Origin of the sequence: Bacillus sp. FJAT-52991, assembly GCF_037201805.1 — a bacterium.
In the GTDB taxonomy this organism is placed as follows: domain Bacteria; phylum Bacillota; class Bacilli; order Bacillales; family Domibacillaceae; genus Bacillus_CE; species Bacillus_CE kandeliae.
Genome location: NZ_CP147404.1, coordinates 82205 through 108921, shown reverse-complemented (window position 1 = coordinate 108921; position 26717 = coordinate 82205). Strand labels below are relative to the sequence as shown.

15 protein-coding genes, 9 tRNA genes, 6 rRNA genes and 1 other annotated feature are annotated in these 26717 nt (G+C 44.9%); all 30 genes read right to left on the bottom strand.

The window, feature by feature from the left end:
- Positions 1-64: 64 nt before the first annotated feature.
- The 30 genes from WDJ61_RS00590 to lysS all read right to left on the bottom strand — a co-directional run bounded on the left by WDJ61_RS00590 (position 65) and on the right by lysS (position 26701).
- Positions 65-574: an NYN domain-containing protein gene (locus WDJ61_RS00590; RefSeq protein ID WP_338752596.1), complete on the bottom strand. Its 510-nt coding sequence runs from the start codon at positions 572-574 to the stop codon at positions 65-67.
- Between the two features lie 3 nt (positions 575-577).
- Positions 578-1321: a 23S rRNA (guanosine(2251)-2'-O)-methyltransferase RlmB gene (gene rlmB, locus WDJ61_RS00585; RefSeq protein ID WP_338752595.1), complete on the bottom strand. Its 744-nt coding sequence runs from the start codon at positions 1319-1321 to the stop codon at positions 578-580.
- 18 nt (positions 1322-1339) lie between these two features.
- Positions 1340-1741, bottom strand: coding sequence for a Mini-ribonuclease 3 (locus tag WDJ61_RS00580; RefSeq protein WP_338752594.1), 402 nt, complete (start codon positions 1739-1741; stop codon positions 1340-1342).
- 2 nt (positions 1742-1743) lie between these two features.
- Positions 1744-3141 carry a cysteine--tRNA ligase gene (gene cysS / locus WDJ61_RS00575; RefSeq protein ID WP_338752593.1) on the bottom strand — a complete coding sequence of 466 codons (1398 nt, stop codon included), beginning with the start codon at positions 3139-3141 and terminating at the stop codon, positions 1744-1746.
- On the bottom strand, positions 3122-3790 hold the full coding sequence (gene cysE / locus WDJ61_RS00570; RefSeq protein WP_338754638.1) for a serine O-acetyltransferase: 669 nt from the start codon (positions 3788-3790) through the stop codon (positions 3122-3124). Before cysE ends, cysS begins: the two co-directional genes overlap by 20 nt.
- Before the next feature lie 64 nt (positions 3791-3854).
- Positions 3855-4078, bottom strand: a binding site (T-box leader).
- A gap of 45 nt (positions 4079-4123) precedes the next feature.
- Positions 4124-5584: a glutamate--tRNA ligase gene (gene gltX / locus WDJ61_RS00565; RefSeq protein ID WP_338752592.1), complete on the bottom strand. Its 1461-nt coding sequence runs from the start codon at positions 5582-5584 to the stop codon at positions 4124-4126.
- 83 nt (positions 5585-5667) lie between these two features.
- The gene (gene ispF / locus WDJ61_RS00560) at positions 5668-6150 is read right to left on the bottom strand and encodes a 2-C-methyl-D-erythritol 2,4-cyclodiphosphate synthase (protein WP_338752591.1); all 483 of its coding nucleotides are present in this window, start codon (positions 6148-6150) and stop codon (positions 5668-5670) included.
- Between the two features lie 14 nt (positions 6151-6164).
- On the bottom strand, positions 6165-6845 hold the full coding sequence (gene ispD / locus WDJ61_RS00555) for a 2-C-methyl-D-erythritol 4-phosphate cytidylyltransferase (protein ID WP_338752590.1): 681 nt from the start codon (positions 6843-6845) through the stop codon (positions 6165-6167).
- Between the two features lie 14 nt (positions 6846-6859).
- Entirely contained in the window at positions 6860-7948 is a 1089-nt protein-coding gene (locus WDJ61_RS00550; RefSeq protein WP_338752589.1) for a PIN/TRAM domain-containing protein, read from the bottom strand.
- Between the two features lie 98 nt (positions 7949-8046).
- Entirely contained in the window at positions 8047-9420 is a 1374-nt protein-coding gene (radA, locus tag WDJ61_RS00545; protein ID WP_338752588.1) for a DNA repair protein RadA, read from the bottom strand.
- 91 nt (positions 9421-9511) lie between these two features.
- A complete protein-coding gene (clpC, locus tag WDJ61_RS00540) occupies positions 9512-11947 on the bottom strand; it encodes an ATP-dependent protease ATP-binding subunit ClpC (RefSeq protein ID WP_338752587.1) in 2436 nt (811 codons plus the stop codon).
- A 20-nt stretch (positions 11948-11967) separates the two neighbouring features.
- Positions 11968-13023 (bottom strand): protein arginine kinase, encoded by a 1056-nt coding sequence (locus WDJ61_RS00535; protein WP_338752586.1) that lies wholly within the window; start codon positions 13021-13023, stop codon positions 11968-11970.
- Entirely contained in the window at positions 13014-13565 is a 552-nt protein-coding gene (locus WDJ61_RS00530) for a UvrB/UvrC motif-containing protein (protein WP_338752585.1), read from the bottom strand. The genes WDJ61_RS00535 and WDJ61_RS00530 overlap by 10 nt, the downstream gene beginning before the upstream one ends.
- Before the next feature lie 14 nt (positions 13566-13579).
- Positions 13580-14044: a CtsR family transcriptional regulator gene (locus WDJ61_RS00525; RefSeq protein WP_413789036.1), complete on the bottom strand. Its 465-nt coding sequence runs from the start codon at positions 14042-14044 to the stop codon at positions 13580-13582.
- A gap of 171 nt (positions 14045-14215) precedes the next feature.
- Positions 14216-14331 (bottom strand): 5S ribosomal RNA (gene rrf / locus WDJ61_RS00520).
- Positions 14332-14397: 66 nt separating this feature from the next.
- A 23S ribosomal RNA gene (locus tag WDJ61_RS00515) occupies positions 14398-17330 on the bottom strand.
- Positions 17331-17494: 164 nt separating this feature from the next.
- Positions 17495-19049 (bottom strand): 16S ribosomal RNA (locus WDJ61_RS00510).
- 175 nt (positions 19050-19224) lie between these two features.
- Positions 19225-19300 (bottom strand) — tRNA-Ala (locus tag WDJ61_RS00505).
- A 25-nt stretch (positions 19301-19325) separates the two neighbouring features.
- Positions 19326-19402, bottom strand: a tRNA-Pro gene (locus WDJ61_RS00500).
- 8 nt (positions 19403-19410) lie between these two features.
- Positions 19411-19487, bottom strand: a tRNA-Arg gene (locus WDJ61_RS00495).
- Positions 19488-19494: 7 nt separating this feature from the next.
- A tRNA-Leu gene (locus WDJ61_RS00490) sits at positions 19495-19583 on the bottom strand.
- Positions 19584-19590: 7 nt separating this feature from the next.
- Positions 19591-19665: transfer RNA gene (locus WDJ61_RS00485), tRNA-Gly, on the bottom strand.
- Positions 19666-19675: 10 nt separating this feature from the next.
- A tRNA-Leu gene (locus tag WDJ61_RS00480) sits at positions 19676-19757 on the bottom strand.
- Positions 19758-19762: 5 nt separating this feature from the next.
- Positions 19763-19835 (bottom strand) — tRNA-Lys (locus WDJ61_RS00475).
- A 20-nt stretch (positions 19836-19855) separates the two neighbouring features.
- Positions 19856-19931, bottom strand: a tRNA-Thr gene (locus WDJ61_RS00470).
- An 18-nt stretch (positions 19932-19949) separates the two neighbouring features.
- Positions 19950-20022 (bottom strand) — tRNA-Val (locus WDJ61_RS00465).
- A gap of 7 nt (positions 20023-20029) precedes the next feature.
- Positions 20030-20145: ribosomal RNA gene (gene rrf, locus WDJ61_RS00460) — 5S ribosomal RNA — on the bottom strand.
- Between the two features lie 66 nt (positions 20146-20211).
- Positions 20212-23144, bottom strand: a 23S ribosomal RNA gene (locus WDJ61_RS00455).
- 164 nt (positions 23145-23308) lie between these two features.
- Positions 23309-24863: ribosomal RNA gene (locus tag WDJ61_RS00450) — 16S ribosomal RNA — on the bottom strand.
- The 16S, 23S and 5S rRNA genes sit together here with 9 tRNA genes alongside, the layout of an rRNA operon.
- Positions 24864-25213: 350 nt before the next feature.
- Positions 25214-26701, bottom strand: a complete 1488-nt coding sequence (gene lysS / locus WDJ61_RS00445; protein WP_338752582.1) for a lysine--tRNA ligase — start codon at positions 26699-26701, stop codon at positions 25214-25216.
- Positions 26702-26717: the final 16 nt, after the last annotated feature.

Here is a 26717-nt window from a genome sequence, read left to right as displayed (position 1 = left end):
CTTCCGCTTGCAAAAACATAGACTAGCAATATTATACAGTACCGTTTTTTTGAACGTCAACTATTCATTTCTGTCCGCGACGCCACTTTTCGAAAATTTCTGCCACTTCGTCACTAAGTTGGATTTTCGCGTTTGGCCGCTTTTCTTCAATTTTTTTCATGCTGCTTCCGATCTTTTTGTTGATCGAGTTCACTTCTGTAAGCAGCTCCCTCGCCGAAATTCGCAAAGCTCCCTGAGCGAAGATCACCCACTGCTCCGTAAAATCCGAAGTGGCCACTGAAATTTGATTTTTTATATGGTTGAGCTCAATGGCCAACTTTTCAATTCGCTCATCCGCTGTTTCATTTTCTCTTGTAAAAATGACTTCTACTTTTGAATCATGATACTTCTTTTCCGTGCCCTTTACAAAATGCGCATCAAACACGATGATCACTCGACTACCAGTAAACCCTTGGTATTCCGCCATCCGCTCAATCAATCGATCACGAGCAGAGGCAAGATTATGCTTTTTCAGTTCTCGAAGTTCTGGCCAATCCCCTATAATGTTGTATCCATCAACAATCAGGATGTTCATATCTTACTCCCCTAAAGGATGGCGTCTTCGATAAACCTCATACATAAGTAATCCTGCGGCAACAGAAGCATTTAAAGATGTGACCCCACCAGCCATTGGCAGTTGAATAAGAAAATCACATTTTTCTTTCACAAGACGGCTAACTCCTTTACCCTCACTTCCAATCACTAACCCTAAAGGCATGGTCCCATCAAAATTTCGATAATCATCGGTACCTTTAGCATCTGTACCAGCAATCCACAGCCCACGCTCTTTCAGTTCATCCATCGTTCGTGCTAAATTGGTCACACGTACGACTGGAATATATTCAATCGCTCCAGTGGACGCTTTAGCTACTGCTGCTGTTAGACCAACTGCCCGACGCTTCGGAATAATGATCCCGTGAGCGCCTACCGCATCAGCTGTACGCATAATAGAGCCGAGGTTATGCGGATCTTCAATTTCATCAAGCAACAGAAAGAATGGCGCTTCCCCGCTCTGCTCTGCTTTAGCAAATAGATCATCGAGCTCCGCATAGTGATAAGCAGCGACCGAAGCCACCACTCCTTGATGATTTTCATCACTCATTTGATCAACTTTTTGTTTAGGAACAAATTGAACAAGCACATTTTGCTCTTTCGCCATTTTAATAATTTGTTGCACCGGGCCCTTTTGAGCTCCTTCTGAAATCCAAATTTTATTAATTTCGCGGTCTGAGCGTAATGCTTCTAATACAGGATTTCTACCTGAGATAAATTCTTTTGACATATTTTCTTCCTCCTCTCCTTAAACTTCCTGATTTAGACAATATTCGATGATTTCGACAAGACGATGATCTTGTCCAGTTAAAAAGAGGGAGCCGAGAAGCGCCTCGAACGCTGTGCTATACCGATATGTTTGTACATCGGTATTTTTCGGTATCGTTCCTGATTTTGCATTGCGCCCTCTTCGAACAATCGCTAGCTCTTCTTCTGTTAGTTTTTCCTCTTCAATCATTTGAAATAACACTTTCGCCTGCGCTTTTGCCGACACATATTTGGTCGCCTCTTTATGCAATAATTGCGGCTTTACCTTTCCTAATTCGAGAAGATGACGTCGTACATATACCTCATATATACCATCCCCCATATAAGCAAGGGCCAAACTATTCATTTGCTTAGCGTCTTTCAATGGTGCGAACTCCAGCATATTTATCCTCTTTTCCAGCGGATGCCTTGCGGCGTATCTTCTAAAATAATGTTCATTTCCTTCAATTTATCACGAATCTCATCAGCCAATTGAAAATTGCGCTCTTTTCTTGCTTGGATTCGTTGTTCAATTAACGCTTCAACTTCCTCATCAAGCAACCCTTCTTCTTCAAGGCTTAAACCAAGAATGAAAAATAAGTCTTCAAACTCTTTTAAGAAAGCGTCGATTACGTCTGTGGATGTATGCTTTTCCATTAAGTAATAATTTGCATGTTTCGACAAATCAAACAAAACGGAAATCGCATTCGCCGTATTAAAATCATCATCCATTTCTTCTGTAAAGACTTGACGAATCTCCTGGATTTTCACCAGCCAATTTTCACTGTTTTCCGTCAGGTTCGTGCTAGCTTGCTTGCGATGTTTCAAATTCTCATATGCCGTTTTTAAGCGCTCAAGGGACGTTCTCGCTTGTTCAAGCAACTCTTCGTTATAGTTAATCGGATGACGATAATGAACAGACAGCATGAAAAACCGTAATACTTGTGGATCGATTTGCTGAATAATGTCGTGGACAAGAACAAAATTCCCAAGAGATTTCGACATTTTTTCATTATCAATATTAATATATCCATTATGCATCCAATAGCGAGCAAACGATTGGCCTGTCAATGCTTCCGATTGAGCAATTTCATTTTCGTGATGTGGGAAAGCTAAATCTTGTCCTCCCGCATGTATATCTATTGTATCACCTAAATATTTTCTCGCCATCGCGGAGCATTCAATATGCCAACCCGGACGACCTTTCCCCCATGGGCTTTCCCAATAAATTTCTCCTTCTTTCGCCGCTTTCCAAAGAACGAAATCAAGCGCTTCTTCTTTCTTTTCGCCAACGCCAATGCGCGCGCCCACTTTTAGCTCATCGATCGATTGCTGTGAAAGCTTTCCATAGCCATCAAATTTTCTTGTACGGTAATACACATCGCCAGCTGACTCATAAGCAAAGCCTTTTTCAATCAGTTGCTCAATAAAATCAATAATTAATTCAATATTTTCCGTAACACGCGGATGCACATCCGCCTTTTGGCAGCCTAGAGCTCCTGTATCTTCAAAGTACGCTTTAATAAATCGTTCCGCTATAGTTGGTACTTCTTCGCCAAGTTCATTAGCCGCTTTAATTAATTTATCATCGACATCAGTAAAATTAGAGACAAAAGTGACATCGTAACCACGATATTGTAAATAACGTCGAACGGTGTCAAATACAATCGCCGGACGAGCGTTACCAATATGAATATAGTTGTAGACGGTTGGACCGCATACATACATTTTTATCTTTCCTTCTTCTAAAGGAATCAACTCTTCTTTCTTACGCGTTAAAGTGTTATACAGACGAATGGTCATTTTGATATTCTCCCTTCCGTAGCTCATTAAGTTCCTGTTTTAGCTGGTTCATTTCTTTTTCCATTGCTTGAAGTCGGTCGGCCACCGGATCCGGTAAATCCCGGTGATTTAAATCTTTTTTAATCTTTTTGCCATCGCGAATGACAATTTTCCCTGGAATTCCGACAACTGTTGAATCAGGTGGAACATCCTTTAATACGACAGAACCCGCACCTACTTTCGAGTTCTCCCCAACCGTAATCGAACCGAGCACTTTTGCACCAGTCGCAATCAACACATGATCTTTCACCGTCGGATGCCGCTTTCCTTTTTCTTTCCCAGTACCTCCAAGTGTAACCCCTTGGTAAATAGTAACATCATCGCCAATTTCACATGTTTCACCAATAACCACGCCCATGCCATGATCAATAAATAACCGACGACCAATTTGAGCACCTGGGTGAATTTCGATTCCAGTAAAGAAACGGCTGACTTGTGAGATCAGACGGGCAATGAAATAAAATTTTCTTTTATAAAAAGCATGAGCTAGGCGATGTCCCCAAATCGCGTGTAGCCCAGAATACGTTAAGATGACCTCTAAATAGCTGCGCGCTGCTGGGTCCTGTTCAAATATCGTATCGATATCTTCTTTTAATACTTTAAACATGATCATTCCTCCCCCTCACCACCATGTTGATTTCAATTCAAAAGCAAAACAAAAACGCCTCTGATCTGACAGAGACGTTTCATTTACGCGGTTCCACTCTGTTTGAGAAATAGGCATGCCTATCTCCCCAACTTGAAACTGTTAACGGGAGTTCCCGCTGTAGCTTACTCTTAGTTCAGCCACAGACTCAGAGGGGCACTTCAATAATCGAGTCACTTAAATCGCTTTCAGCCGGTGACGATTCTCTCTGGGAAGCTTCGATTACCTACTTTTCCTCTTCAACGCTTTATTATCGAATTTTATCTAACTATAATATATTACATTTGAGCGAAAATGTTAATTGATAATCTGTTGTAAGCGTTCTTTCACTGCTTCTTTTCCGATCAATTCAATCGCTTTCGGCAAGTCAGGACCATGTGTTTGACCTGTTACCGCCGCACGAATTGGCATAAATAATTTTTTGCCTTTATGACCTGTTTCTTTTTGAACAGCTTTCATCGCTTTTTTAATTTCTTCTGCTTCGAATGCTTCTAGCTCGTCTACTTTGGCAAGGAAGGAAGTCATTACTTCACGTACTTGTTCTTCTTGAAGCACTTCTTTCGCTTCCTCTTCAAAAGTGAGTTCCTTTTTAAAGAATAGCTCGGATAATTCAACAATCTCTGCTCCGTAGCTCATTTTTTCTTGGAAAAGAGCAATCAATTGTTTCGTCCATTCAAGCTGATCAGCAGACGGATTTTCATCGATACGTCCCGCCTTAACTAAATGCGGAAGTGCCAATTCAACCACTCGATCGACATCCACTTTTTTCATATATTGATTATTCATCCACTGCAATTTCTGTTGGTCAAATAAAGCAGGAGATTTCGATAAGCGCTCTGCCGTAAAGATATCAATAAATTCTTCTTTAGAAAAGATCTCTTCTTCCCCTTGTGGAGACCAGCCAAGCAATGTAATGAAATTGAAGAGCGCTTCAGGTAAATAGCCAAGCTCTTTATATTGTTCAATAAATTGAATGATCGACTCATCCCGTTTACTTAATTTTTTACGGCTTTCGTTAACAATTAATGTCATGTGTCCGAAAATAGGAGGCTCCCAGCCAAGAGCTCGATAAATCACCAGCTGTTTCGGTGTATTTGAAATATGGTCATCTCCACGAAGAACATGAGACATTTCCATTAAACGATCATCAATGGCAACAGCAAAGTTATAAGTTGGCGTTCCATCTTGTTTCACAATAACAAAATCAGAAATATCATCTGATTCAAAAGACACTTCACCTTTAACCATATCGTTAAAAGATAGCACTTCGCCTTTTGGCACTTTAATACGAATGCTTGGTGTACGTCCTTCCGCCTCTAGCTTCGCTTGTTCTTCCTCTGTTAAATGACGGCACTTTCCAGAATACCCTGGCATATCTTTCCCAGCCGCTTGCTGAGCCTCGCGCTCTGCTTCTAGCTCTTCTGATGTACAATAGCATTTATAAGCTTTGCCCTCTTCTAATAGCTGGTCATAATATTTTTTATAAATATCATTGCGTTCCGATTGACGATATGGCCCATATTCCCCACCGACATCGACACCTTCATCCCAGTCGATACCAAGCCAGCGCAAGTATGTTAATTGACTCTCTTCGCCGCCTTCAATGTTTCGTTTTTGATCCGTATCTTCAATTCGAATAATAAATTTTCCGCCTTTATTGCGGGCATATAAATAGTTAAACAGTGCTGTACGTGCATTCCCGATATGTAAGTGACCTGTCGGGCTTGGCGCATACCGTACGCGAATATCATTGGCCATGCTGCTTCCTCCTCGATTCTTCCCTATAGCTTTACATAATTATTTTTCTATTTTACCACTGTTACTTACTAGAAGAAAGACGATTACATAGTAGGCTTGACTAAAAGAACGGTTGCTTGTGAAGCAATTCCTTCTTCTCTGCCAACAAACCCTAACTTCTCTGTTGTTGTTGCCTTTACATTCACTTGTGACACGTCCGCTTCTAGAAGTTCTGCAATTCTTTTTCGCATCTTTTCAATATGCGGAGCCATTTTCGGCTGTTGCGCCATAATGGTACAATCTACATTTCCTAAAACATAGCCTTTTTCTTGTACTAGCTTCCAAACATGCTGTAGTAAAACAGCGGAGTCCGCATCTTTAAATGCAGGGTCAGTATCCGGAAAGTGCTTGCCGATGTCTCCTTCACCAATCGCTCCAAGACAAGCATCTGCAATCGTGTGTAATAAAACATCCGCATCAGAATGTCCAAGCAATCCTTTTTCATACGGGATTTCAATTCCCCCAATAATTAATGGGCGGCCTTCCGTTAATTGATGAACATCAAATCCTTGTCCAATACGAAACATGATTCATGTCTCCTTTATTTTCTTTTTTGAATAATTGCCTCAGCGAAGATTAAATCCTCCGGCGTCGTCAATTTAATATTATCATAGTCACCTTCTACAATTTGAACAGGAACGTTCATTCTTTCGACCAAAGAAGCATCATCCGTTCCTAAAAACCCGTCCTTTTCTGCTTGCTCATGCGCTTGAAGAAGGGAAGAGAAGCGAAAAGCTTGTGGCGTTTGCACCGACCACAAGCTAGAGCGCTCGACTGTCTCACTAACAGTTCCGTCCTTTACGCGCTTAATTGTATCTTTAACAGGAACAGCAGCAATCGCGGCTTCTGAATGTTTCGCCTGCTCAACTAGTTCAGCAATCATCTTTCTCGTCATAAATGGACGGGCACCATCATGAACAAGAACAATATCGGCCTGATCGAGTTGCTTTAAGCCGTTATATACACTTTGCTGACGCTCTTCTCCACCCGTTACAAACTTATAGACCTTTGATATTTTGTACTTGCTAATTAAATCAGCAAATAGCTGCTTCTCCTCTTGTTTCACAGCGAGAACAATGCCGTTACAAGCTGGGTCCTTTTCAAATACTTCTAATGTATGAATAATGACCGGGCGGCCTTGCAACGACAAAAGCAGCTTGTTCCTATCTGCTTTCATCCGCTTTCCTTGACCTGCTGCCGGAATCACTACTTGATACGCCATTCATCGATTCCCCTTTAAAGCGCTTTTTCAATCATTTTCGGCTTAGCAAAAATCATTCGTCCTGCTGATGTTTGTAGTACACTTGTAACCACTACATCAATATGCTTGCCGATATAGTCTCGTCCTTCTTCTACAACGATCATCGTACCATCGTCTAAATAAGCAATCCCCTGCTTCTGCTCTTTCCCATCCTTAATGACAAGCACATGCATTTCCTCTCCAGGGATGACTAATGGCTTCACCGCGTTTGCTAAATCGTTAATATTTAACACTTGGACGTTTTGCAATTCACATACTTTATTTAAATTAAAATCATTCGTCACAACGATCCCGTTCATCTCTTTCGCTAGCTTCACAAGCTTGCTATCTACTTCTTGAATATCCTCAAAATCTCGCTCAATAATCTCCACATCAACCGGGATGTCTTTTTGAATACGATTTAAAATATCTAAACCTCTTCGCCCTTTCGTTCGCTTTAACGTATCGGAAGAATCAGCAATATGTTGCAATTCTTCAAGGACGAATTGAGGAATGATAATACACCCTTCTAAAAAGCCCGTTTGACAAATATCAGCAATTCTACCATCAATAATTACACTTGTGTCCAAAATTTTATTCGACTTCTTCGGCACCACAAGTTCCTCAACGACTTCTTTTTTCTTTCCACCTTTATTGATTGAGAAAAGACTAGTAATCTCATCTCGTTTTTTAAAGCCTACTTGGAACCCTAAGTAACCAAGTAATAATGTTAAGAAAATCGGTACTACTGTGTTCACAAGCGGGATTTCAACAGAAGACAGGGTACTCCCTGCCAAAAAGGCTACAATTAACCCTAAAATTAACCCTAAACTTCCAGAAAGAATGTCCGTCAACGGAGCAGTCACAATGCAATCTTCTAACCATTTCACAAAACTAACTATATGATCAATTGCCCAAAAGGTTAGCACATAAAACAGCAACGCTCCTAATATAGCTGCCACATACGGGTTATTAATTAAGTGAACGTCATCTAATTTAATTAATTTTAAAAAGTCCGGAATCAAAATAATGCCTAGTGTACCACCTAAAATAATAAAGCCCGCCTGCACAAGACGTCTTAACATCCTACCTTCACCTCCTCATATTATTATAAACACTTTTTTCCATTTAAAACCGTTTTTTTGAAAAAACTATGTTTATTCATTCATTAACCTCAAAATAGTTATTTACCAAAAATAATTTTGAGTGCTTCATTCACCGTAGAGACAGCCGCTAGTTCAACTCCTTCAGGTACTTTCCATCCACCTAAATTATTAGACGGTATAATAATACGAGTAAATCCTAGCTTAGCGGCCTCAGAGACTCGCTGTTCAATTCTTGATACTCTTCTCACTTCACCGGTCAACCCAACTTCTCCAATAATACAATCAGTCGGATTTGTTGGCTGATCACGAAAACTTGAAGCAATACTAACAGCAATCGCTAGATCAATCGCTGGTTCATCCAGCTTGACTCCACCTGCTACTTTCAAGTAAGCATCTTGATTTTGCAACAGTAACCCCACTCGCTTTTCAAGTACCGCCATTAAAAGTGTCACTCGATTGTGATCAATACCTGTTGCCATTCGACGAGGATTCCCAAAAACGGTTGGTGATATGAGCGCTTGAATTTCAACAAGAACGGGTCGTGTTCCTTCCATAGATGCAACAACGGTCGAACCAGATGTACCTTGAGAACGTTCTTCTAAAAATATTTCTGATGGATTCGCTACTTCTTCTAATCCATCTTCTTTCATTTCAAAAATGCCCATTTCATTTGTAGAACCGAAACGATTTTTTACCGCTCGTAAAATTCGGTACGTATGATGACGTTCTCCTTCAAAATATAACACAGTATCCACCATATGCTCCAATAATCGAGGTCCTGCAATCGAACCTTCTTTTGTAACATGGCCAACAATAAAGATCGCGATTCCATTCATTTTCGCGATTCGCATCAGTTCAGCCGTACATTCACGCACTTGAGACACGCTTCCTGGAGCAGAAGTCACTTCAGGATGATATACCGTCTGAATAGAATCAATAATAACAAAAGATGGCGCCAATTCTTCAATCGCAGAATGAATGAGCTGCAAATTCGTTTCCGAATAGATGAATAAATTATCATCCTTCACCGCTAGTCGATCGGCTCGTAATTTCGTCTGCTTAATCGATTCCTCACCGGATATATATAACACTTTACTCGCCTTTGCACTTAGTTGCGAAGAGACTTGTAACAGCAACGTTGATTTCCCAATCCCCGGATCTCCCCCAATTAAGACGAGCGATCCTGGCACAACACCTCCACCTAGCACTCGGTTAAATTCCTTTAAATCCGTTGTGACCCTTGGTTCTTGGACTGTCTCTACCGCTGATAACTTAGCCGGCTTTGTAGAAACCGTTGTTTCTGAATGCATAAATGTCCGCTTGGGTGTACCCGTAATCGACACTTCTTCGACCATTTGGTTCCATTGATTACACCCAGGGCATCTTCCCATCCATTTCGGCGACTCATATCCACATGATTGACACATAAATTTCGTTTTTTTCTTCGCCATATCTTGTTCCCTTCTAATATTACCTTATTTTCATCAAATTTTAAAAAAGGATGCACTGTGATTTCTTGTTGTGCATCCTTTCTCTTGTTAACTAAAAAGCAGATGGTTCCTTTATCTTCACGACAAACTCATTATTATCAACATCCACGATCACATGTTGACCCGTTAATACTTTACCTTTTAGCAGTTCCTCAGACAAGCGATCTTCTACTTGTTTTTGTAACGCACGACGTAGCGGACGAGCTCCGTACTCTGGATCGTATCCTTCATCGGCAATTTTTTCTTTCGCCTTATCCGTCAGTTCAACGATAATATCTTGCTCCTTCAATCGATTCGTTAACTGATCAGACATTAATGTCACAATTTCTTTCAAATGCTTTTTCTCTAAAGCATGGAACACAATAATTTCATCAATACGGTTAAGGAACTCTGGGCGGAAGGCACGCTTTAACTCTTCCATCACTTTGCCCTTCATATCTTTGAAATCTTGTTCTCCATCTTGAATATTAAAACCTACATATTTATTGCGTTTCAGCGATTGAGCTCCCACATTGGAAGTCATAATCAGCACCGTGTTCCTGAAATCTACCGTACGTCCTTTTGAATCTGTTAAACGCCCATCCTCAAGCACTTGTAATAAAATATTAAATACATCGGGATGTGCTTTTTCGATTTCATCCAATAATATAACTGAGTATGGCTTGCGACGAACTTTTTCTGTTAGCTGGCCGCCTTCCTCATAACCGACATATCCTGGAGGTGAACCAACAAGGCGGGATGTCGAATGTTTCTCCATGTATTCAGACATATCAATGCGAATCATCGCATCCTCATCCCCAAACATCGATTCAGCTAACGCTTTTGCTAGTTCCGTTTTACCGACACCAGTTGGTCCTAAGAAAATAAATGAACCAATTGGGCGTTTCGGGTCTTTTAAACCAGCTCTTGCACGACGGACTGCTTTAGAGACAGCTTTTACCGCTTCTTCCTGTCCGATTAGACGTGAATGTAAAATTTCTTCTAATTTTAACAGTTTTTCTGTTTCTGTTTGAGCAAGTTTAGAGACAGGAATACCGGTCCAACTAGAGACAACAATTGCAATATCTTCGACGGTCACTTCACTGTTTTCTTTGCCTTGCTTTTCTTTCCAGCTGTTTTTCGTACGCTCTAGTTCTTCACGTAGTTTTTGCTCTGAATCACGTAACGATGCCGCTTTTTCAAACTCTTGACTTTGTACAGCCGCATCCTTTTCATTTCGGATGCCCTCTAACTTCACTTCCAATTCTTTCAGATTAGGAGGTGTTGTAAAGGAGCGTAACCGAACTTTAGAACCAGCTTCATCAATTAAATCAATCGCTTTATCTGGAAGAAAGCGATCTGAAATATATCGATCTGACATTTTCACAGCTGCTTCAATCGCTTCATCCGTGATCGATACACGGTGATGCGCCTCATAGCGATCTCTTAACCCTTTTAAAATTTGAATCGATTCTTCTAATGTTGGTTCATCTACTTGAATCGGCTGGAAACGACGCTCAAGTGCGGCATCTTTTTCAATATATTTACGGTACTCATCAAGTGTAGTTGCACCAATACATTGCAATTCCCCACGAGCTAAGGAAGGTTTTAAAATATTGGAAGCATCGATCGCTCCTTCTGCTCCTCCTGCTCCAATGAGTGTATGCAGCTCATCAATGAATAAAATGATATTTCCCGCCTGACGAATTTCATCCATTACTTTCTTTAAACGGTCTTCAAATTCGCCGCGATACTTTGTACCAGCTACAACCGTACCCATATCCAGTGTCATGACTCGCTTATTACGGAGAGTTTCCGGCACTTCATTATTAATAATCTGTTGGGCAAGGCCTTCTGCAATGGCCGTTTTCCCAACGCCTGGCTCACCAATTAACACTGGATTATTTTTCGTTCTTCTACTCAACACTTCAATGACCCTTTGAATTTCTTTACTACGGCCAATGACAGGGTCTAGACTACCTTCTCTCGCTATAACCGTTAAGTCTCGAGCTAGACTATCAAGCGTCGGTGTGTTCACGCTAGATGCTGCTCCACCTTGATGTCCATTTGATTCATTGCTGCCTAGTAATTGAAGAACTTGCTGACGGGCTTTATTTAAGCTCACACCTAAATTACTAAGAACTCGTGCGGCCACGCCCTCCCCTTCTCGAATCAATCCAAGCAAGATATGCTCCGTTCCTACATAAGAGTGGCCTAGTTTTCTTGCCTCATCCATCGATAATTCAGTTACTTTTTTTGCACGGGGAGTGTAATGGACAGTTTGTGTACTTCCTTCTCCTCGACCAATCAACTTCTCAACTTCTTGCTGAATTTTCTCCGAACTAAGTCCAAGGCCATATAAAGCTTTTGCAGCAATTCCTTCTCCTTCTCGCACTAACCCTAAGAGAATATGCTCTGTACCTATATTGCTATGCCCAAGACGAATTGCTTCATCCTGTGCCAGTGCCAAAACTTTCTGAGCTCTTTCAGTAAATCGACCGAACATCATGTCCATCCATCTCCTTTACATCAACAATTTTCTTCCATTTTCAGCCGCTCGCGAATGAGAGCCGCTCGTCTAACATCTCTTTCTTCTGGATCGAGTGCTCCACCCGCATATTGTTGTAAAAAGCCCGGTTGTGTTAAAATCATCAACTCATTTAAAATGCTTTTGGAAATATGTTTAATATATCCAGTATCAATTCCAAGTCTCACATCGGAAAGGCATTGAGCTGCTTCCTTTGTTTCAATAATACGACCATTCGTTAAAACGCCGTATGACCGAAAAACTTTATCTTCCAAACGGATAGCAGAGGTGCTCATTAACATCTCTCTTGCTGATTGTTCTTGTACAATCAGCTGATGAACTACACTCAATAAGTCTTCCACAATATCAGCTTCGGATTTCCCAAGTGTAAGCTGGTTAGAAATTTGAAATATATTCCCTAACACTTCGCTACCTTCACCATAAATTCCTCTAACAACTAATCCCAATTGATTAATCGCGGGAATAATTCGACTAATTTGTTGGGTTAACATTAAACCAGGAAGATGCATCATCACCGATGCTCTTAAACCCGTTCCAACATTAGTCGGACAGCTTGTTAAATAGCCTCTCTGCTCATCAAAAGCAAATGGCACTTGTTCTTCAATCGCATCGTCAATTGCATTCGCTTTTTCTAGCGTTTCTTTTAGTTGTAAGCCGGGTGATAAGCATTGGATTCGAATATGATCTTCCTCATTAATCATTACACTAATGTCTTCCATTTCAGAGAGAAGGACTGCCCCATAAGGAGACGAATCTGCTAGTAGAGGGCTAATTAAATGTTTCTCTACTAATACCCTTTTTTCCAAGGAAGACAAACTTTCCATTGTTAGTAGTTCCATAGAAGAGTAAGATTGTACAACCTTCGCAATTTCCTCAGTCATCTCCATTGCTTCTTCAGCTGTTAAAAAGGTAGGAAATTTATATTGTGCCAAATTCCTAGCTAGCCGAATTCTTGAACTTAACACAATATCAGAATGAGGACCTTCACTACTCATCCATGAGCTAACAGCCTGATTAATAAATCTTTCTAGAGACATGAAGACTCTCCTCCTTCAAAGTGTAAATTTTTTTCGAGAGAGCGAATTTTGTCTCTTATTTCAGCTGCCTGTTCAAACTCTTCATGCATGATCAAATGCTGAAGCTCTTCTTTAAGAACTTCTATTTCTTTTTTTAAATGAAGAGCACCACCCATTCTTTCAGGAATCTTCCCTACATGTACATTATTACCATTTTGAAGTCTTTTTAAAATTGGCCCTAACTGTTCACTAAATGCTTCATAACAATGAGGGCATCCAAACTTACCCATATTAACGAATTGCTGAAAGGTTACTTGACAATGATCACATTTTAATGGCTTTTCTTGCGGGTATTGAGCAGGTTTTGATGAAAAAAGGGAATCGAGATTAAACAAGCCGCTAAATAAATTATTAATAGAAAATTGAGGATGACCGCTAATCATATATTGTTCCCCTTTTTCCTGTGCACACCTTTCACATAAGTGCGATTCCGTTTTTTCACCATTTATTGTTTTAGTAAAATGCAAAGTAGCCGGTCTTTCTTTACACTCTTGGCAAACCAAAACAGCTTCCCCCTTTATTTATATTTCAAGGTCATTAACATAGCTATCATCATTCTTGCTCGAAGTTCATCCCGATCAGGCAGATCAATATATAAAACAGAACGGTCCATCACACTCATCATGATTTTCGCTTCTCGATTTGAGATAATTTCTTCTTCCACTAAGCGATAAATAATATCATCGGCATTCGACTGTGAAATCCGCTTCCCAACAAGTGCAATTATTTGATCAATTAAATCTTGTTGATCATGAACTTGCACTTTAATAATTCGAATATATCCTCCCCCACCTCTTTTACTTTCAACAATATATCCTCTTTCAATAGTGAAGCGAGTATTAATGACGTAATTAATTTGCGAGGGAACACATTGGAATTTATCAGCGATTTCATTTCTTTTTATTTCTACTATTTCACTGCCGCTTGTTTCTAACACTCTTTTTAAATATTCTTCAATGATATCAGATATATTTCGCACCAATACCTCCTCCTTTTCTGACTTTGACTATATTTGACGTTAATTATACATGATGAAGTTTGTCTATGGCAATTTATATGTATAGATTAGTATAAACGAATTTATCGTAAAGAATCCCTGTTACTATATTTTTCTAAAACAAAAAGAACAGCCTGAGCTGTTCTTTTTATTGGTGCCTGGCAACGTCCTACTCTCACAGGGGGAAACCCCCAACTACCATCGGCGCTGAAGAGCTTAACTTCCGTGTTCGGTATGGGAACGGGTGTGACCTCTTCGCTATCGCCACCAGACTATGAAGTTTGAAAGAATTGTTCTTTCAAAACTGGATAATAAGTATTGTAACCGTACAAATCGCCTAGGAAAAGTCCTCGATCGATTAGTATTCGTCAGCTCCACGTGTCGCCACGCTTCCACCTCGAACCTATCTACCTGATCATCTTTCAGGGATCTTACTAGCTTGCGCTATGGGAAATCTCATCTTGAGGGGGGCTTCATGCTTAGATGCTTTCAGCACTTATCCCGTCCGCACATAGCTACCCAGCGATGCCTTTGGCAAGACAACTGGTACACCAGCGGTGCGTCCATCCCGGTCCTCTCGTACTAAGGACAGCTCCTCTCAAATTTCCTGCGCCCGCGACGGATAGGGACCGAACTGTCTCACGACGTTCTGAACCCAGCTCGCGTACCGCTTTAATGGGCGAACAGCCCAACCCTTGGGACCGACTACAGCCCCAGGATGCGATGAGCCGACATCGAGGTGCCAAACCTCCCCGTCGATGTGGACTCTTGGGGGAGATAAGCCTGTTATCCCCGGGGTAGCTTTTATCCGTTGAGCGATGGCCCTTCCATGCGGAACCACCGGATCACTAAGCCCGACTTTCGTCCCTGCTCGACTTGTAGGTCTCGCAGTCAAGCTCCCTTGTGCCTTTACACTCTGCGAATGATTTCCAACCATTCTGAGGGAACCTTTGGGCGCCTCCGTTACTTTTTAGGAGGCGACCGCCCCAGTCAAACTGCCCGCCTGACACTGTCTCCCACCCCGATCAGGGGTGCGGGTTAGAAGTTCAACACAGCCAGGGTAGTATCCCACCAACGCCTCCACGTAAGCTGGCGCTCACGCTTCAAAGGCTCCTACCTATCCTGTACAAGCTGTGCCAAAATTCAATATCAGGCTACAGTAAAGCTCCACGGGGTCTTTCCGTCCTGTCGCGGGTAACCTGCATCTTCACAGGTACTATAATTTCACCGAGTCTCTCGTTGAGACAGTGCCCAGATCGTTACGCCTTTCGTGCGGGTCGGAACTTACCCGACAAGGAATTTCGCTACCTTAGGACCGTTATAGTTACGGCCGCCGTTTACTGGGGCTTCGGTTCACACCTTCGCTATTGCTAAGCGCTCCCCTTAACCTTCCAGCACCGGGCAGGCGTCAGCCCCTATACTTCGCCTTGCGGCTTCGCAGAGACCTGTGTTTTTGCTAAACAGTCGCCTGGGCCTATTCACTGCGGCTCCTCGGGGCTATTCACCCCAAAGAGCACCCCTTCTCCCGAAGTTACGGGGTCATTTTGCCGAGTTCCTTAACGAGAGTTCACTCGCTCACCTTAGGATTCTCTCCTCGCCTACCTGTGTCGGTTTGCGGTACGGGCACCTTTTACCTCGCTAGAGGCTTTTCTTGGCAGTGTGGAATCAGGAACTTCGGTACTATATTTCCCTCGCCGTCACAGCTCCGCCTTGATGATGACGGGATTTGCCTCGTCATCGGCCTAACTGCTTGGACGCGCATTTCCATTCGCGCGCTTACCCTATCCTCCTGCGTCCCCCCATTGCTCAAATGGTAAATAGGTGGTACAGGAATATCAACCTGTTATCCATCGCCTACGCCTATCGGCCTCGGCTTAGGTCCCGACTAACCCTGAGAGGACGAGCCTTCCTCAGGAAACCTTAGGCATTCGGTGGAAGGGATTCTCACCCTTCTTTCGCTACTCATACCGGCATTCTCACTTCTAAGCGCTCCACTAGTCCTTACGGTCTAGCTTCACCGCCCTTAGAACGCTCTCCTACCACTGACATCAAAGATGTCAATCCACAGCTTCGGTGATACGTTTAGCCCCGGTACATTTTCGGCGCAGAGTCACTCGACCAGTGAGCTATTACGCACTCTTTAAATGGTGGCTGCTTCTAAGCCAACATCCTGGTTGTCTAAGCAACTCCACATCCTTTTCCACTTAACGTATACTTTGGGACCTTAGCTGGTGGTCTGGGCTGTTTCCCTCTTGACTACGGATCTTATCACTCGCAGTCTGACTCCCAAGGATAAGTCTTTGGCATTCGGAGTTTGTCTGAATTCGGTAACCCGATGGGGGCCCCTAGTCCAAACAGTGCTCTACCTCCAAGACTCTTCCCTTGAGGCTAGCCCTAAAGCTATTTCGGAGAGAACCAGCTATCTCCAGGTTCGATTGGAATTTCACCGCTACCCACACCTCATCCCCGCACTTTTCAACGTGCGTGGGTTCGGGCCTCCAGTAAGTGTTACCTTACCTTCACCCTGGACATGGGTAGATCACCTGGTTTCGGGTCTACGACCTCATACTCATTCGCCCTATTCAGACTCGCTTTCGCTGCGGCTCCGCCTTTTTGGCTTAACCTTGCATGAAATCGTAACTCGCCGGTTCATTCTACAAAAGGCACGCTATCACCCATTAACGGGCTCTAACTACTTGTAGGCACACGGTTTCAGGATCTTTTTCACTCCCCTTCCGGGGTGCTTTTCACCTTTCCCTCACGGTACTGGTTCACTATCGGTCACTAGGGAGTATTTAGCCTTGGGAGATGGTCCTCCCGGATTCCGACGGAATTTCACGTGTTCCGCCGTACTCAGGATCCACTCTGGAGAGAACGAAATTTCGGCTACAGGATTGTTACCTTCTCTGATGGGCCTTTCCAGACCTCTTCGCCTATCCCGTTCTTTTGTAACTCCGTGTAGAGTGTCCTACAACCCCAGAAGGCAAGCCTTCTGGTTTGGGCTGTTCCCGTTTCGCTCGCCGCTACTCAGGGAATCGCATTTGCTTTCTCTTCCTCCAGGTACTTAGATGTTTCAGTTCCCCGGGTGTGCCTTCAACTGTCCTATGTATTCAGACAGAGATACTGTTCCATTACGAACAGTGGGTTTCCCCATTCGGAAATCTCTGGATCAATGCTTACTTACAGCTCCCCAGAGCATATCGGAGTTAGTCCCGTCCTTCGTCGGCTCCTAGTGCCAAGGCATCCACCGTGCGCCCTTTCTAACTTAACCTAAAATGGCGATTACTCGGTTATTGCTTGGTTACTTTATACGATATTATCCAGTTTTCAAAGAACAAGTAAATAGAAGGAATTCATCCTTCAAAACTGAACAAAATAAAACGCGTCGTTAATTTGAGTAAGAACAGCGTTCTTACTTTCCGTTAATTTCCTTAGAAAGGAGGTGATCCAGCCGCACCTTCCGATACGGCTACCTTGTTACGACTTCACCCCAATCATCTGCCCCACCTTAGGCGGCTGGCTCCCGTAAGGGTTACCCCACCGACTTCGGGTGTTGCAAACTCTCGTGGTGTGACGGGCGGTGTGTACAAGGCCCGGGAACGTATTCACCGCGGCATGCTGATCCGCGATTACTAGCGATTCCGGCTTCATGTAGGCGAGTTGCAGCCTACAATCCGAACTGAGAATGGTTTTATGGGATTGGCTAAACCTCGCGGTCTTGCAGCCCTTTGTACCATCCATTGTAGCACGTGTGTAGCCCAGGTCATAAGGGGCATGATGATTTGACGTCATCCCCACCTTCCTCCGGTTTGTCACCGGCAGTCACCTTAGAGTGCCCAACTAAATGCTGGCAACTAAGATCAAGGGTTGCGCTCGTTGCGGGACTTAACCCAACATCTCACGACACGAGCTGACGACAACCATGCACCACCTGTCACTCTGTCCCCCGAAGGGGAACGCTCTGTCTCCAGAGTTGTCAGAGGATGTCAAGACCTGGTAAGGTTCTTCGCGTTGCTTCGAATTAAACCACATGCTCCACCGCTTGTGCGGGCCCCCGTCAATTCCTTTGAGTTTCAGCCTTGCGGCCGTACTCCCCAGGCGGAGTGCTTAATGCGTTAGCTGCAGCACTGAAGGGCGGAAACCCTCCAACACTTAGCACTCATCGTTTACGGCGTGGACTACCAGGGTATCTAATCCTGTTTGCTCCCCACGCTTTCGCGCCTCAGCGTCAGTTACAGACCAAAGAGCCGCCTTCGCCACTGGTGTTCCTCCACATCTCTACGCATTTCACCGCTACACGTGGAATTCCGCTCTTCTCTTCTGCACTCAAGTCTTCCAGTTTCCAATGACCCTCCACGGTTGAGCCGTGGGCTTTCACATCAGACTTAAAAGACCGCCTGCGCGCGCTTTACGCCCAATAATTCCGGACAACGCTTGCCACCTACGTATTACCGCGGCTGCTGGCACGTAGTTAGCCGTGGCTTTCTGGTTAGGTACCGTCAAGGTACCGGCAGTTACTCCGATACTTGTTCTTCCCTAACAACAGAGCTTTACGATCCGAAAACCTTCTTCACTCACGCGGCGTTGCTCCGTCAGACTTTCGTCCATTGCGGAAGATTCCCTACTGCTGCCTCCCGTAGGAGTCTGGGCCGTGTCTCAGTCCCAGTGTGGCCGATCACCCTCTCAGGTCGGCTACGCATCGTCGCCTTGGTGAGCCGTTACCTCACCAACTAGCTAATGCGCCGCGGGTCCATCTGTAAGTGACAGCCGAAACCGTCTTTCAATCTTTCTCCATGCGGAGAAAGAACTTATCCGGTATTAGCCCCGGTTTCCCGGAGTTATCCCAGTCTTACAGGCAGGTTACCCACGTGTTACTCACCCGTCCGCCGCTAACTTGAATGGAAGCAAGCTCCCATCAAGTCCGCTCGACTTGCATGTATTAGGCACGCCGCCAGCGTTCGTCCTGAGCCAGGATCAAACTCTCCAAAAAGATGTTTGACTTGCTCATGTTTTTTGTCCTGCTTAGGTCACCATTTACATGATGCCTTCGCTATTTGAATTAACGTTGACGTTTATTTTGTTCAGTTTTCAAAGATCAATTTTCTTTTAAGACTTTAATTATATTAACATCATTCATAGTAGATGTCAATAATAAAAATATTTATTGGTGGAGCCTAGCGGGATCGAACCGCTGACCTCCTGCGTGCAAAGCAGGCGCTCTCCCAGCTGAGCTAAGGCCCCTTATGATTTTTTTAAAATATTTGAATGGTCGGGAAGACAGGATTCGAACCTGCGACCCCTTGGTCCCAAACCAAGTGCTCTACCAAGCTGAGCTACTTCCCGTAAAAATATGGCGCGCCCGAGAGGAGTCGAACCCCTAACCTTTTGATCCGTAGTCAAACGCTCTATCCAATTGAGCTACGGGCGCATAAAAGTGGTGCCGAGGACCGGAATCGAACCGGTACGGTAGTCACCTACCGCAGGATTTTAAGTCCTGTGCGTCTGCCAGTTCCGCCACCCCGGCACTTTTATGGAGCGGAAGACGGGATTCGAACCCGCGACCCCCACCTTGGCAAGGTGGTGTTCTACCACTGAACTACTTCCGCTTAATTATGATGCGGGTGAAGGGAGTCGAACCCCCACGCCTCGCGGCGCCAGATCCTAAGTCTGGTGCGTCTGCCAATTCCGCCACACCCGCAAAAATGAGCCATGAAGGACTCGAACCTTCGACCCTCTGATTAAAAGTCAGATGCTCTACCAACTGAGCTAATGGCTCAAAACAATATGATTTAAAGATGGTGCCGGCAAGAGGACTTGAACCCCCAACCTACTGATTACAAGTCAGTTGCTCTACCAGTTGAGCTACACCGGCTCATCAAAAAATTAATGATGGAGGATGACGGGATCGAACCGCCGACCCCCTGCTTGTAAGGCAGGTGCTCTCCCAGCTGAGCTAATCCTCCATGTTTCGCCTGGCAACGTCCTACTCTCACAGGGGGAAACCCCCAACTACCATCGGCGCTGAAGAGCTTAACTTCCGTGTTCGGTATGGGAACGGGTGTGACCTCTTCGCTATCGCCACCAGACTATGAAGTTTGAAAGAATTGTTCTTTCAAAACTGGATAATAAGTATTGTAACCGTACAAATCGCCTAGGAAAAGTCCTCGATCGATTAGTATTCGTCAGCTCCACGTGTCGCCACGCTTCCACCTCGAACCTATCTACCTGATCATCTTTCAGGGATCTTACTAGCTTGCGCTATGGGAAATCTCATCTTGAGGGGGGCTTCATGCTTAGATGCTTTCAGCACTTATCCCGTCCGCACATAGCTACCCAGCGATGCCTTTGGCAAGACAACTGGTACACCAGCGGTGCGTCCATCCCGGTCCTCTCGTACTAAGGACAGCTCCTCTCAAATTTCCTGCGCCCGCGACGGATAGGGACCGAACTGTCTCACGACGTTCTGAACCCAGCTCGCGTACCGCTTTAATGGGCGAACAGCCCAACCCTTGGGACCGACTACAGCCCCAGGATGCGATGAGCCGACATCGAGGTGCCAAACCTCCCCGTCGATGTGGACTCTTGGGGGAGATAAGCCTGTTATCCCCGGGGTAGCTTTTATCCGTTGAGCGATGGCCCTTCCATGCGGAACCACCGGATCACTAAGCCCGACTTTCGTCCCTGCTCGACTTGTAGGTCTCGCAGTCAAGCTCCCTTGTGCCTTTACACTCTGCGAATGATTTCCAACCATTCTGAGGGAACCTTTGGGCGCCTCCGTTACTTTTTAGGAGGCGACCGCCCCAGTCAAACTGCCCGCCTGACACTGTCTCCCACCCCGATCAGGGGTGCGGGTTAGAAGTTCAACACAGCCAGGGTAGTATCCCACCAACGCCTCCACGTAAGCTGGCGCTCACGCTTCAAAGGCTCCTACCTATCCTGTACAAGCTGTGCCAAAATTCAATATCAGGCTACAGTAAAGCTCCACGGGGTCTTTCCGTCCTGTCGCGGGTAACCTGCATCTTCACAGGTACTATAATTTCACCGAGTCTCTCGTTGAGACAGTGCCCAGATCGTTACGCCTTTCGTGCGGGTCGGAACTTACCCGACAAGGAATTTCGCTACCTTAGGACCGTTATAGTTACGGCCGCCGTTTACTGGGGCTTCGGTTCACACCTTCGCTATTGCTAAGCGCTCCCCTTAACCTTCCAGCACCGGGCAGGCGTCAGCCCCTATACTTCGCCTTGCGGCTTCGCAGAGACCTGTGTTTTTGCTAAACAGTCGCCTGGGCCTATTCACTGCGGCTCCTCGGGGCTATTCACCCCAAAGAGCACCCCTTCTCCCGAAGTTACGGGGTCATTTTGCCGAGTTCCTTAACGAGAGTTCACTCGCTCACCTTAGGATTCTCTCCTCGCCTACCTGTGTCGGTTTGCGGTACGGGCACCTTTTACCTCGCTAGAGGCTTTTCTTGGCAGTGTGGAATCAGGAACTTCGGTACTATATTTCCCTCGCCGTCACAGCTCCGCCTTGATGATGACGGGATTTGCCTCGTCATCGGCCTAACTGCTTGGACGCGCATTTCCATTCGCGCGCTTACCCTATCCTCCTGCGTCCCCCCATTGCTCAAATGGTAAATAGGTGGTACAGGAATATCAACCTGTTATCCATCGCCTACGCCTATCGGCCTCGGCTTAGGTCCCGACTAACCCTGAGAGGACGAGCCTTCCTCAGGAAACCTTAGGCATTCGGTGGAAGGGATTCTCACCCTTCTTTCGCTACTCATACCGGCATTCTCACTTCTAAGCGCTCCACTAGTCCTTACGGTCTAGCTTCACCGCCCTTAGAACGCTCTCCTACCACTGACATCAAAGATGTCAATCCACAGCTTCGGTGATACGTTTAGCCCCGGTACATTTTCGGCGCAGAGTCACTCGACCAGTGAGCTATTACGCACTCTTTAAATGGTGGCTGCTTCTAAGCCAACATCCTGGTTGTCTAAGCAACTCCACATCCTTTTCCACTTAACGTATACTTTGGGACCTTAGCTGGTGGTCTGGGCTGTTTCCCTCTTGACTACGGATCTTATCACTCGCAGTCTGACTCCCAAGGATAAGTCTTTGGCATTCGGAGTTTGTCTGAATTCGGTAACCCGATGGGGGCCCCTAGTCCAAACAGTGCTCTACCTCCAAGACTCTTCCCTTGAGGCTAGCCCTAAAGCTATTTCGGAGAGAACCAGCTATCTCCAGGTTCGATTGGAATTTCACCGCTACCCACACCTCATCCCCGCACTTTTCAACGTGCGTGGGTTCGGGCCTCCAGTAAGTGTTACCTTACCTTCACCCTGGACATGGGTAGATCACCTGGTTTCGGGTCTACGACCTCATACTCATTCGCCCTATTCAGACTCGCTTTCGCTGCGGCTCCGCCTTTTTGGCTTAACCTTGCATGAAATCGTAACTCGCCGGTTCATTCTACAAAAGGCACGCTATCACCCATTAACGGGCTCTAACTACTTGTAGGCACACGGTTTCAGGATCTTTTTCACTCCCCTTCCGGGGTGCTTTTCACCTTTCCCTCACGGTACTGGTTCACTATCGGTCACTAGGGAGTATTTAGCCTTGGGAGATGGTCCTCCCGGATTCCGACGGAATTTCACGTGTTCCGCCGTACTCAGGATCCACTCTGGAGAGAACGAAATTTCGGCTACAGGATTGTTACCTTCTCTGATGGGCCTTTCCAGACCTCTTCGCCTATCCCGTTCTTTTGTAACTCCGTGTAGAGTGTCCTACAACCCCAGAAGGCAAGCCTTCTGGTTTGGGCTGTTCCCGTTTCGCTCGCCGCTACTCAGGGAATCGCATTTGCTTTCTCTTCCTCCAGGTACTTAGATGTTTCAGTTCCCCGGGTGTGCCTTCAACTGTCCTATGTATTCAGACAGAGATACTGTTCCATTACGAACAGTGGGTTTCCCCATTCGGAAATCTCTGGATCAATGCTTACTTACAGCTCCCCAGAGCATATCGGAGTTAGTCCCGTCCTTCGTCGGCTCCTAGTGCCAAGGCATCCACCGTGCGCCCTTTCTAACTTAACCTAAAATGGCGATTACTCGGTTATTGCTTGGTTACTTTATACGATATTATCCAGTTTTCAAAGAACAAGTAAATAGAAGGAATTCATCCTTCAAAACTGAACAAAATAAAACGCGTCGTTAATTTGAGTAAGAACAGCGTTCTTACTTTCCGTTAATTTCCTTAGAAAGGAGGTGATCCAGCCGCACCTTCCGATACGGCTACCTTGTTACGACTTCACCCCAATCATCTGCCCCACCTTAGGCGGCTGGCTCCCGTAAGGGTTACCCCACCGACTTCGGGTGTTGCAAACTCTCGTGGTGTGACGGGCGGTGTGTACAAGGCCCGGGAACGTATTCACCGCGGCATGCTGATCCGCGATTACTAGCGATTCCGGCTTCATGTAGGCGAGTTGCAGCCTACAATCCGAACTGAGAATGGTTTTATGGGATTGGCTAAACCTCGCGGTCTTGCAGCCCTTTGTACCATCCATTGTAGCACGTGTGTAGCCCAGGTCATAAGGGGCATGATGATTTGACGTCATCCCCACCTTCCTCCGGTTTGTCACCGGCAGTCACCTTAGAGTGCCCAACTAAATGCTGGCAACTAAGATCAAGGGTTGCGCTCGTTGCGGGACTTAACCCAACATCTCACGACACGAGCTGACGACAACCATGCACCACCTGTCACTCTGTCCCCCGAAGGGGAACGCTCTGTCTCCAGAGTTGTCAGAGGATGTCAAGACCTGGTAAGGTTCTTCGCGTTGCTTCGAATTAAACCACATGCTCCACCGCTTGTGCGGGCCCCCGTCAATTCCTTTGAGTTTCAGCCTTGCGGCCGTACTCCCCAGGCGGAGTGCTTAATGCGTTAGCTGCAGCACTGAAGGGCGGAAACCCTCCAACACTTAGCACTCATCGTTTACGGCGTGGACTACCAGGGTATCTAATCCTGTTTGCTCCCCACGCTTTCGCGCCTCAGCGTCAGTTACAGACCAAAGAGCCGCCTTCGCCACTGGTGTTCCTCCACATCTCTACGCATTTCACCGCTACACGTGGAATTCCGCTCTTCTCTTCTGCACTCAAGTCTTCCAGTTTCCAATGACCCTCCACGGTTGAGCCGTGGGCTTTCACATCAGACTTAAAAGACCGCCTGCGCGCGCTTTACGCCCAATAATTCCGGACAACGCTTGCCACCTACGTATTACCGCGGCTGCTGGCACGTAGTTAGCCGTGGCTTTCTGGTTAGGTACCGTCAAGGTACCGGCAGTTACTCCGATACTTGTTCTTCCCTAACAACAGAGCTTTACGATCCGAAAACCTTCTTCACTCACGCGGCGTTGCTCCGTCAGACTTTCGTCCATTGCGGAAGATTCCCTACTGCTGCCTCCCGTAGGAGTCTGGGCCGTGTCTCAGTCCCAGTGTGGCCGATCACCCTCTCAGGTCGGCTACGCATCGTCGCCTTGGTGAGCCGTTACCTCACCAACTAGCTAATGCGCCGCGGGTCCATCTGTAAGTGACAGCCGAAACCGTCTTTCAATCTTTCTCCATGCGGAGAAAGAACTTATCCGGTATTAGCCCCGGTTTCCCGGAGTTATCCCAGTCTTACAGGCAGGTTACCCACGTGTTACTCACCCGTCCGCCGCTAACTTGAATAGAAGCAAGCTTCCATCAAGTTCGCTCGACTTGCATGTATTAGGCACGCCGCCAGCGTTCGTCCTGAGCCAGGATCAAACTCTCCAAAAAGATGTTTGACTTGCTCATGTTTTTCGTCCTGCTTAGGTCACCATTTACATGATACCTTCGCTATTTGAATTAACGTTGACGTTTATTTTGTTCAGTTTTCAAAGATCAATTTCAACTTGTTGCCGTTTTTAGCGACTTTATTATCATAACAAGTTATCATTTTGTTGTCAACAACTTTTTTGAAGTTTTTCTTAAAACTTGATGTCGTCGTTAGCAACGAATATAAATATACCATCTCTGAAGAGTCGATGCAAGCACTTTTTTCACTTTTTTAATAGAATGATATACAAACTTATCTTTGTAACGTTTCAAAGAAAAAAAGACCGCCACAAGGCAGTCCTTTTCACACACTATTCTTTATGTCTCATTAACGGAAACAGTAAAACGTCACGAATAGAAGGAGAGTTTGTTAATAACATAACTAGTCGATCCACACCGATTCCAAGACCACCTGTAGGAGGAAGTCCGTATTCAAGTGCTTCTATGAAGTCATCATCCATTTCGTGCGCTTCATCATTCCCTTGTTCACGCTCTTTTAACTGAGCTTCAAAACGTTCCCTTTGATCAATTGGATCATTTAATTCTGTAAATGCATTCGCATGCTCACGTCCCACAATAAACAGCTCAAAACGATCAGTAAAACGAGGGTCTTCGTCATTTTTCTTCGCTAAAGGAGAAATCTCGACTGGGTGTCCATAAATAAAAGTAGGCTGTATTAGCTTTTCTTCTACCTTTTGTTCGAAAAATTCATTGACGATGTGACCATACTGCATCGTTTCTTTGTACTCAATGCCATGTTCCTTCGCTAATTGACGAGCTTCTTCATCAGTCATTTCTTTCCAAAAGTCAACGCCCGTGTATTCTTTAACTGCATCAACCATATGATAACGACGCCATTGAGGTTTCAGGTTAACTTCATGCTCCCCGTATGGCACTGTAGTAGTACCTAACACTTCTTCTGCAATATGAGCAATTAAATTTTCTGTTAAGCGCATGATATCCTGATAATCTGCATAAGCTTCATACAGTTCGATCATTGTAAATTCCGGATTATGGCGTGTAGAAACCCCCTCATTACGGAATACGCGACCGATTTCATATACTTTCTCCATACCGCCAACGATCAAACGTTTTAAATGAAGCTCGATCGCAATACGCATATAAAGTTCCATATCAAGAGCGTTATGGTGAGTAATGAATGGACGAGCCGAAGCACCACCTGCAATCGAATGCATCATTGGCGTCTCCACTTCTAAATAGCCTTGTTCATCTAAATAGCGTCTCATAGACTGAATAATACGACTGCGAGCAACGAAAGTTTGTTGACTCTCCGGACTTGTAATTAAGTCTAAATAGCGTTGACGGTAACGTTGTTCTACATCTTTCAATCCATGAAATTTATCTGGAAGAGGACGCAAAGCTTTTGTTAAGTACTCATAATGAGTCACTTTAATTGAAAGCTCTCCTACTTTTGTTTTGAAGACTGTTCCAGTTACACCTACAATGTCTCCTAAATCCGTCATATTGAAGACTTCGTATGCTTCTTCTCCAATAGCGTCTTTACGAACATAGATTTGAATCTGGCCAGAAAGATCTTTCACATGCGCAAATCCAGCTTTTCCTTTTCCACGCTTTGTCATCACACGTCCAGCGATTTTCACCGTTGCTTCTTTCTCTTCAAGCTCTTCTTTAGAAAATTGATCAAATTCGGAAATAATGGATTCCGCAGAATGAGTGCGTTCAAATCGTTTACCGAACGGATCCATTCCTTTTTCTCTTAAAGCTTGCATTTTCTCTCTTCTGACTAACAATTGGTCATTTAAATCTTCGTGACTCATTTGGTTCACTCCTCTA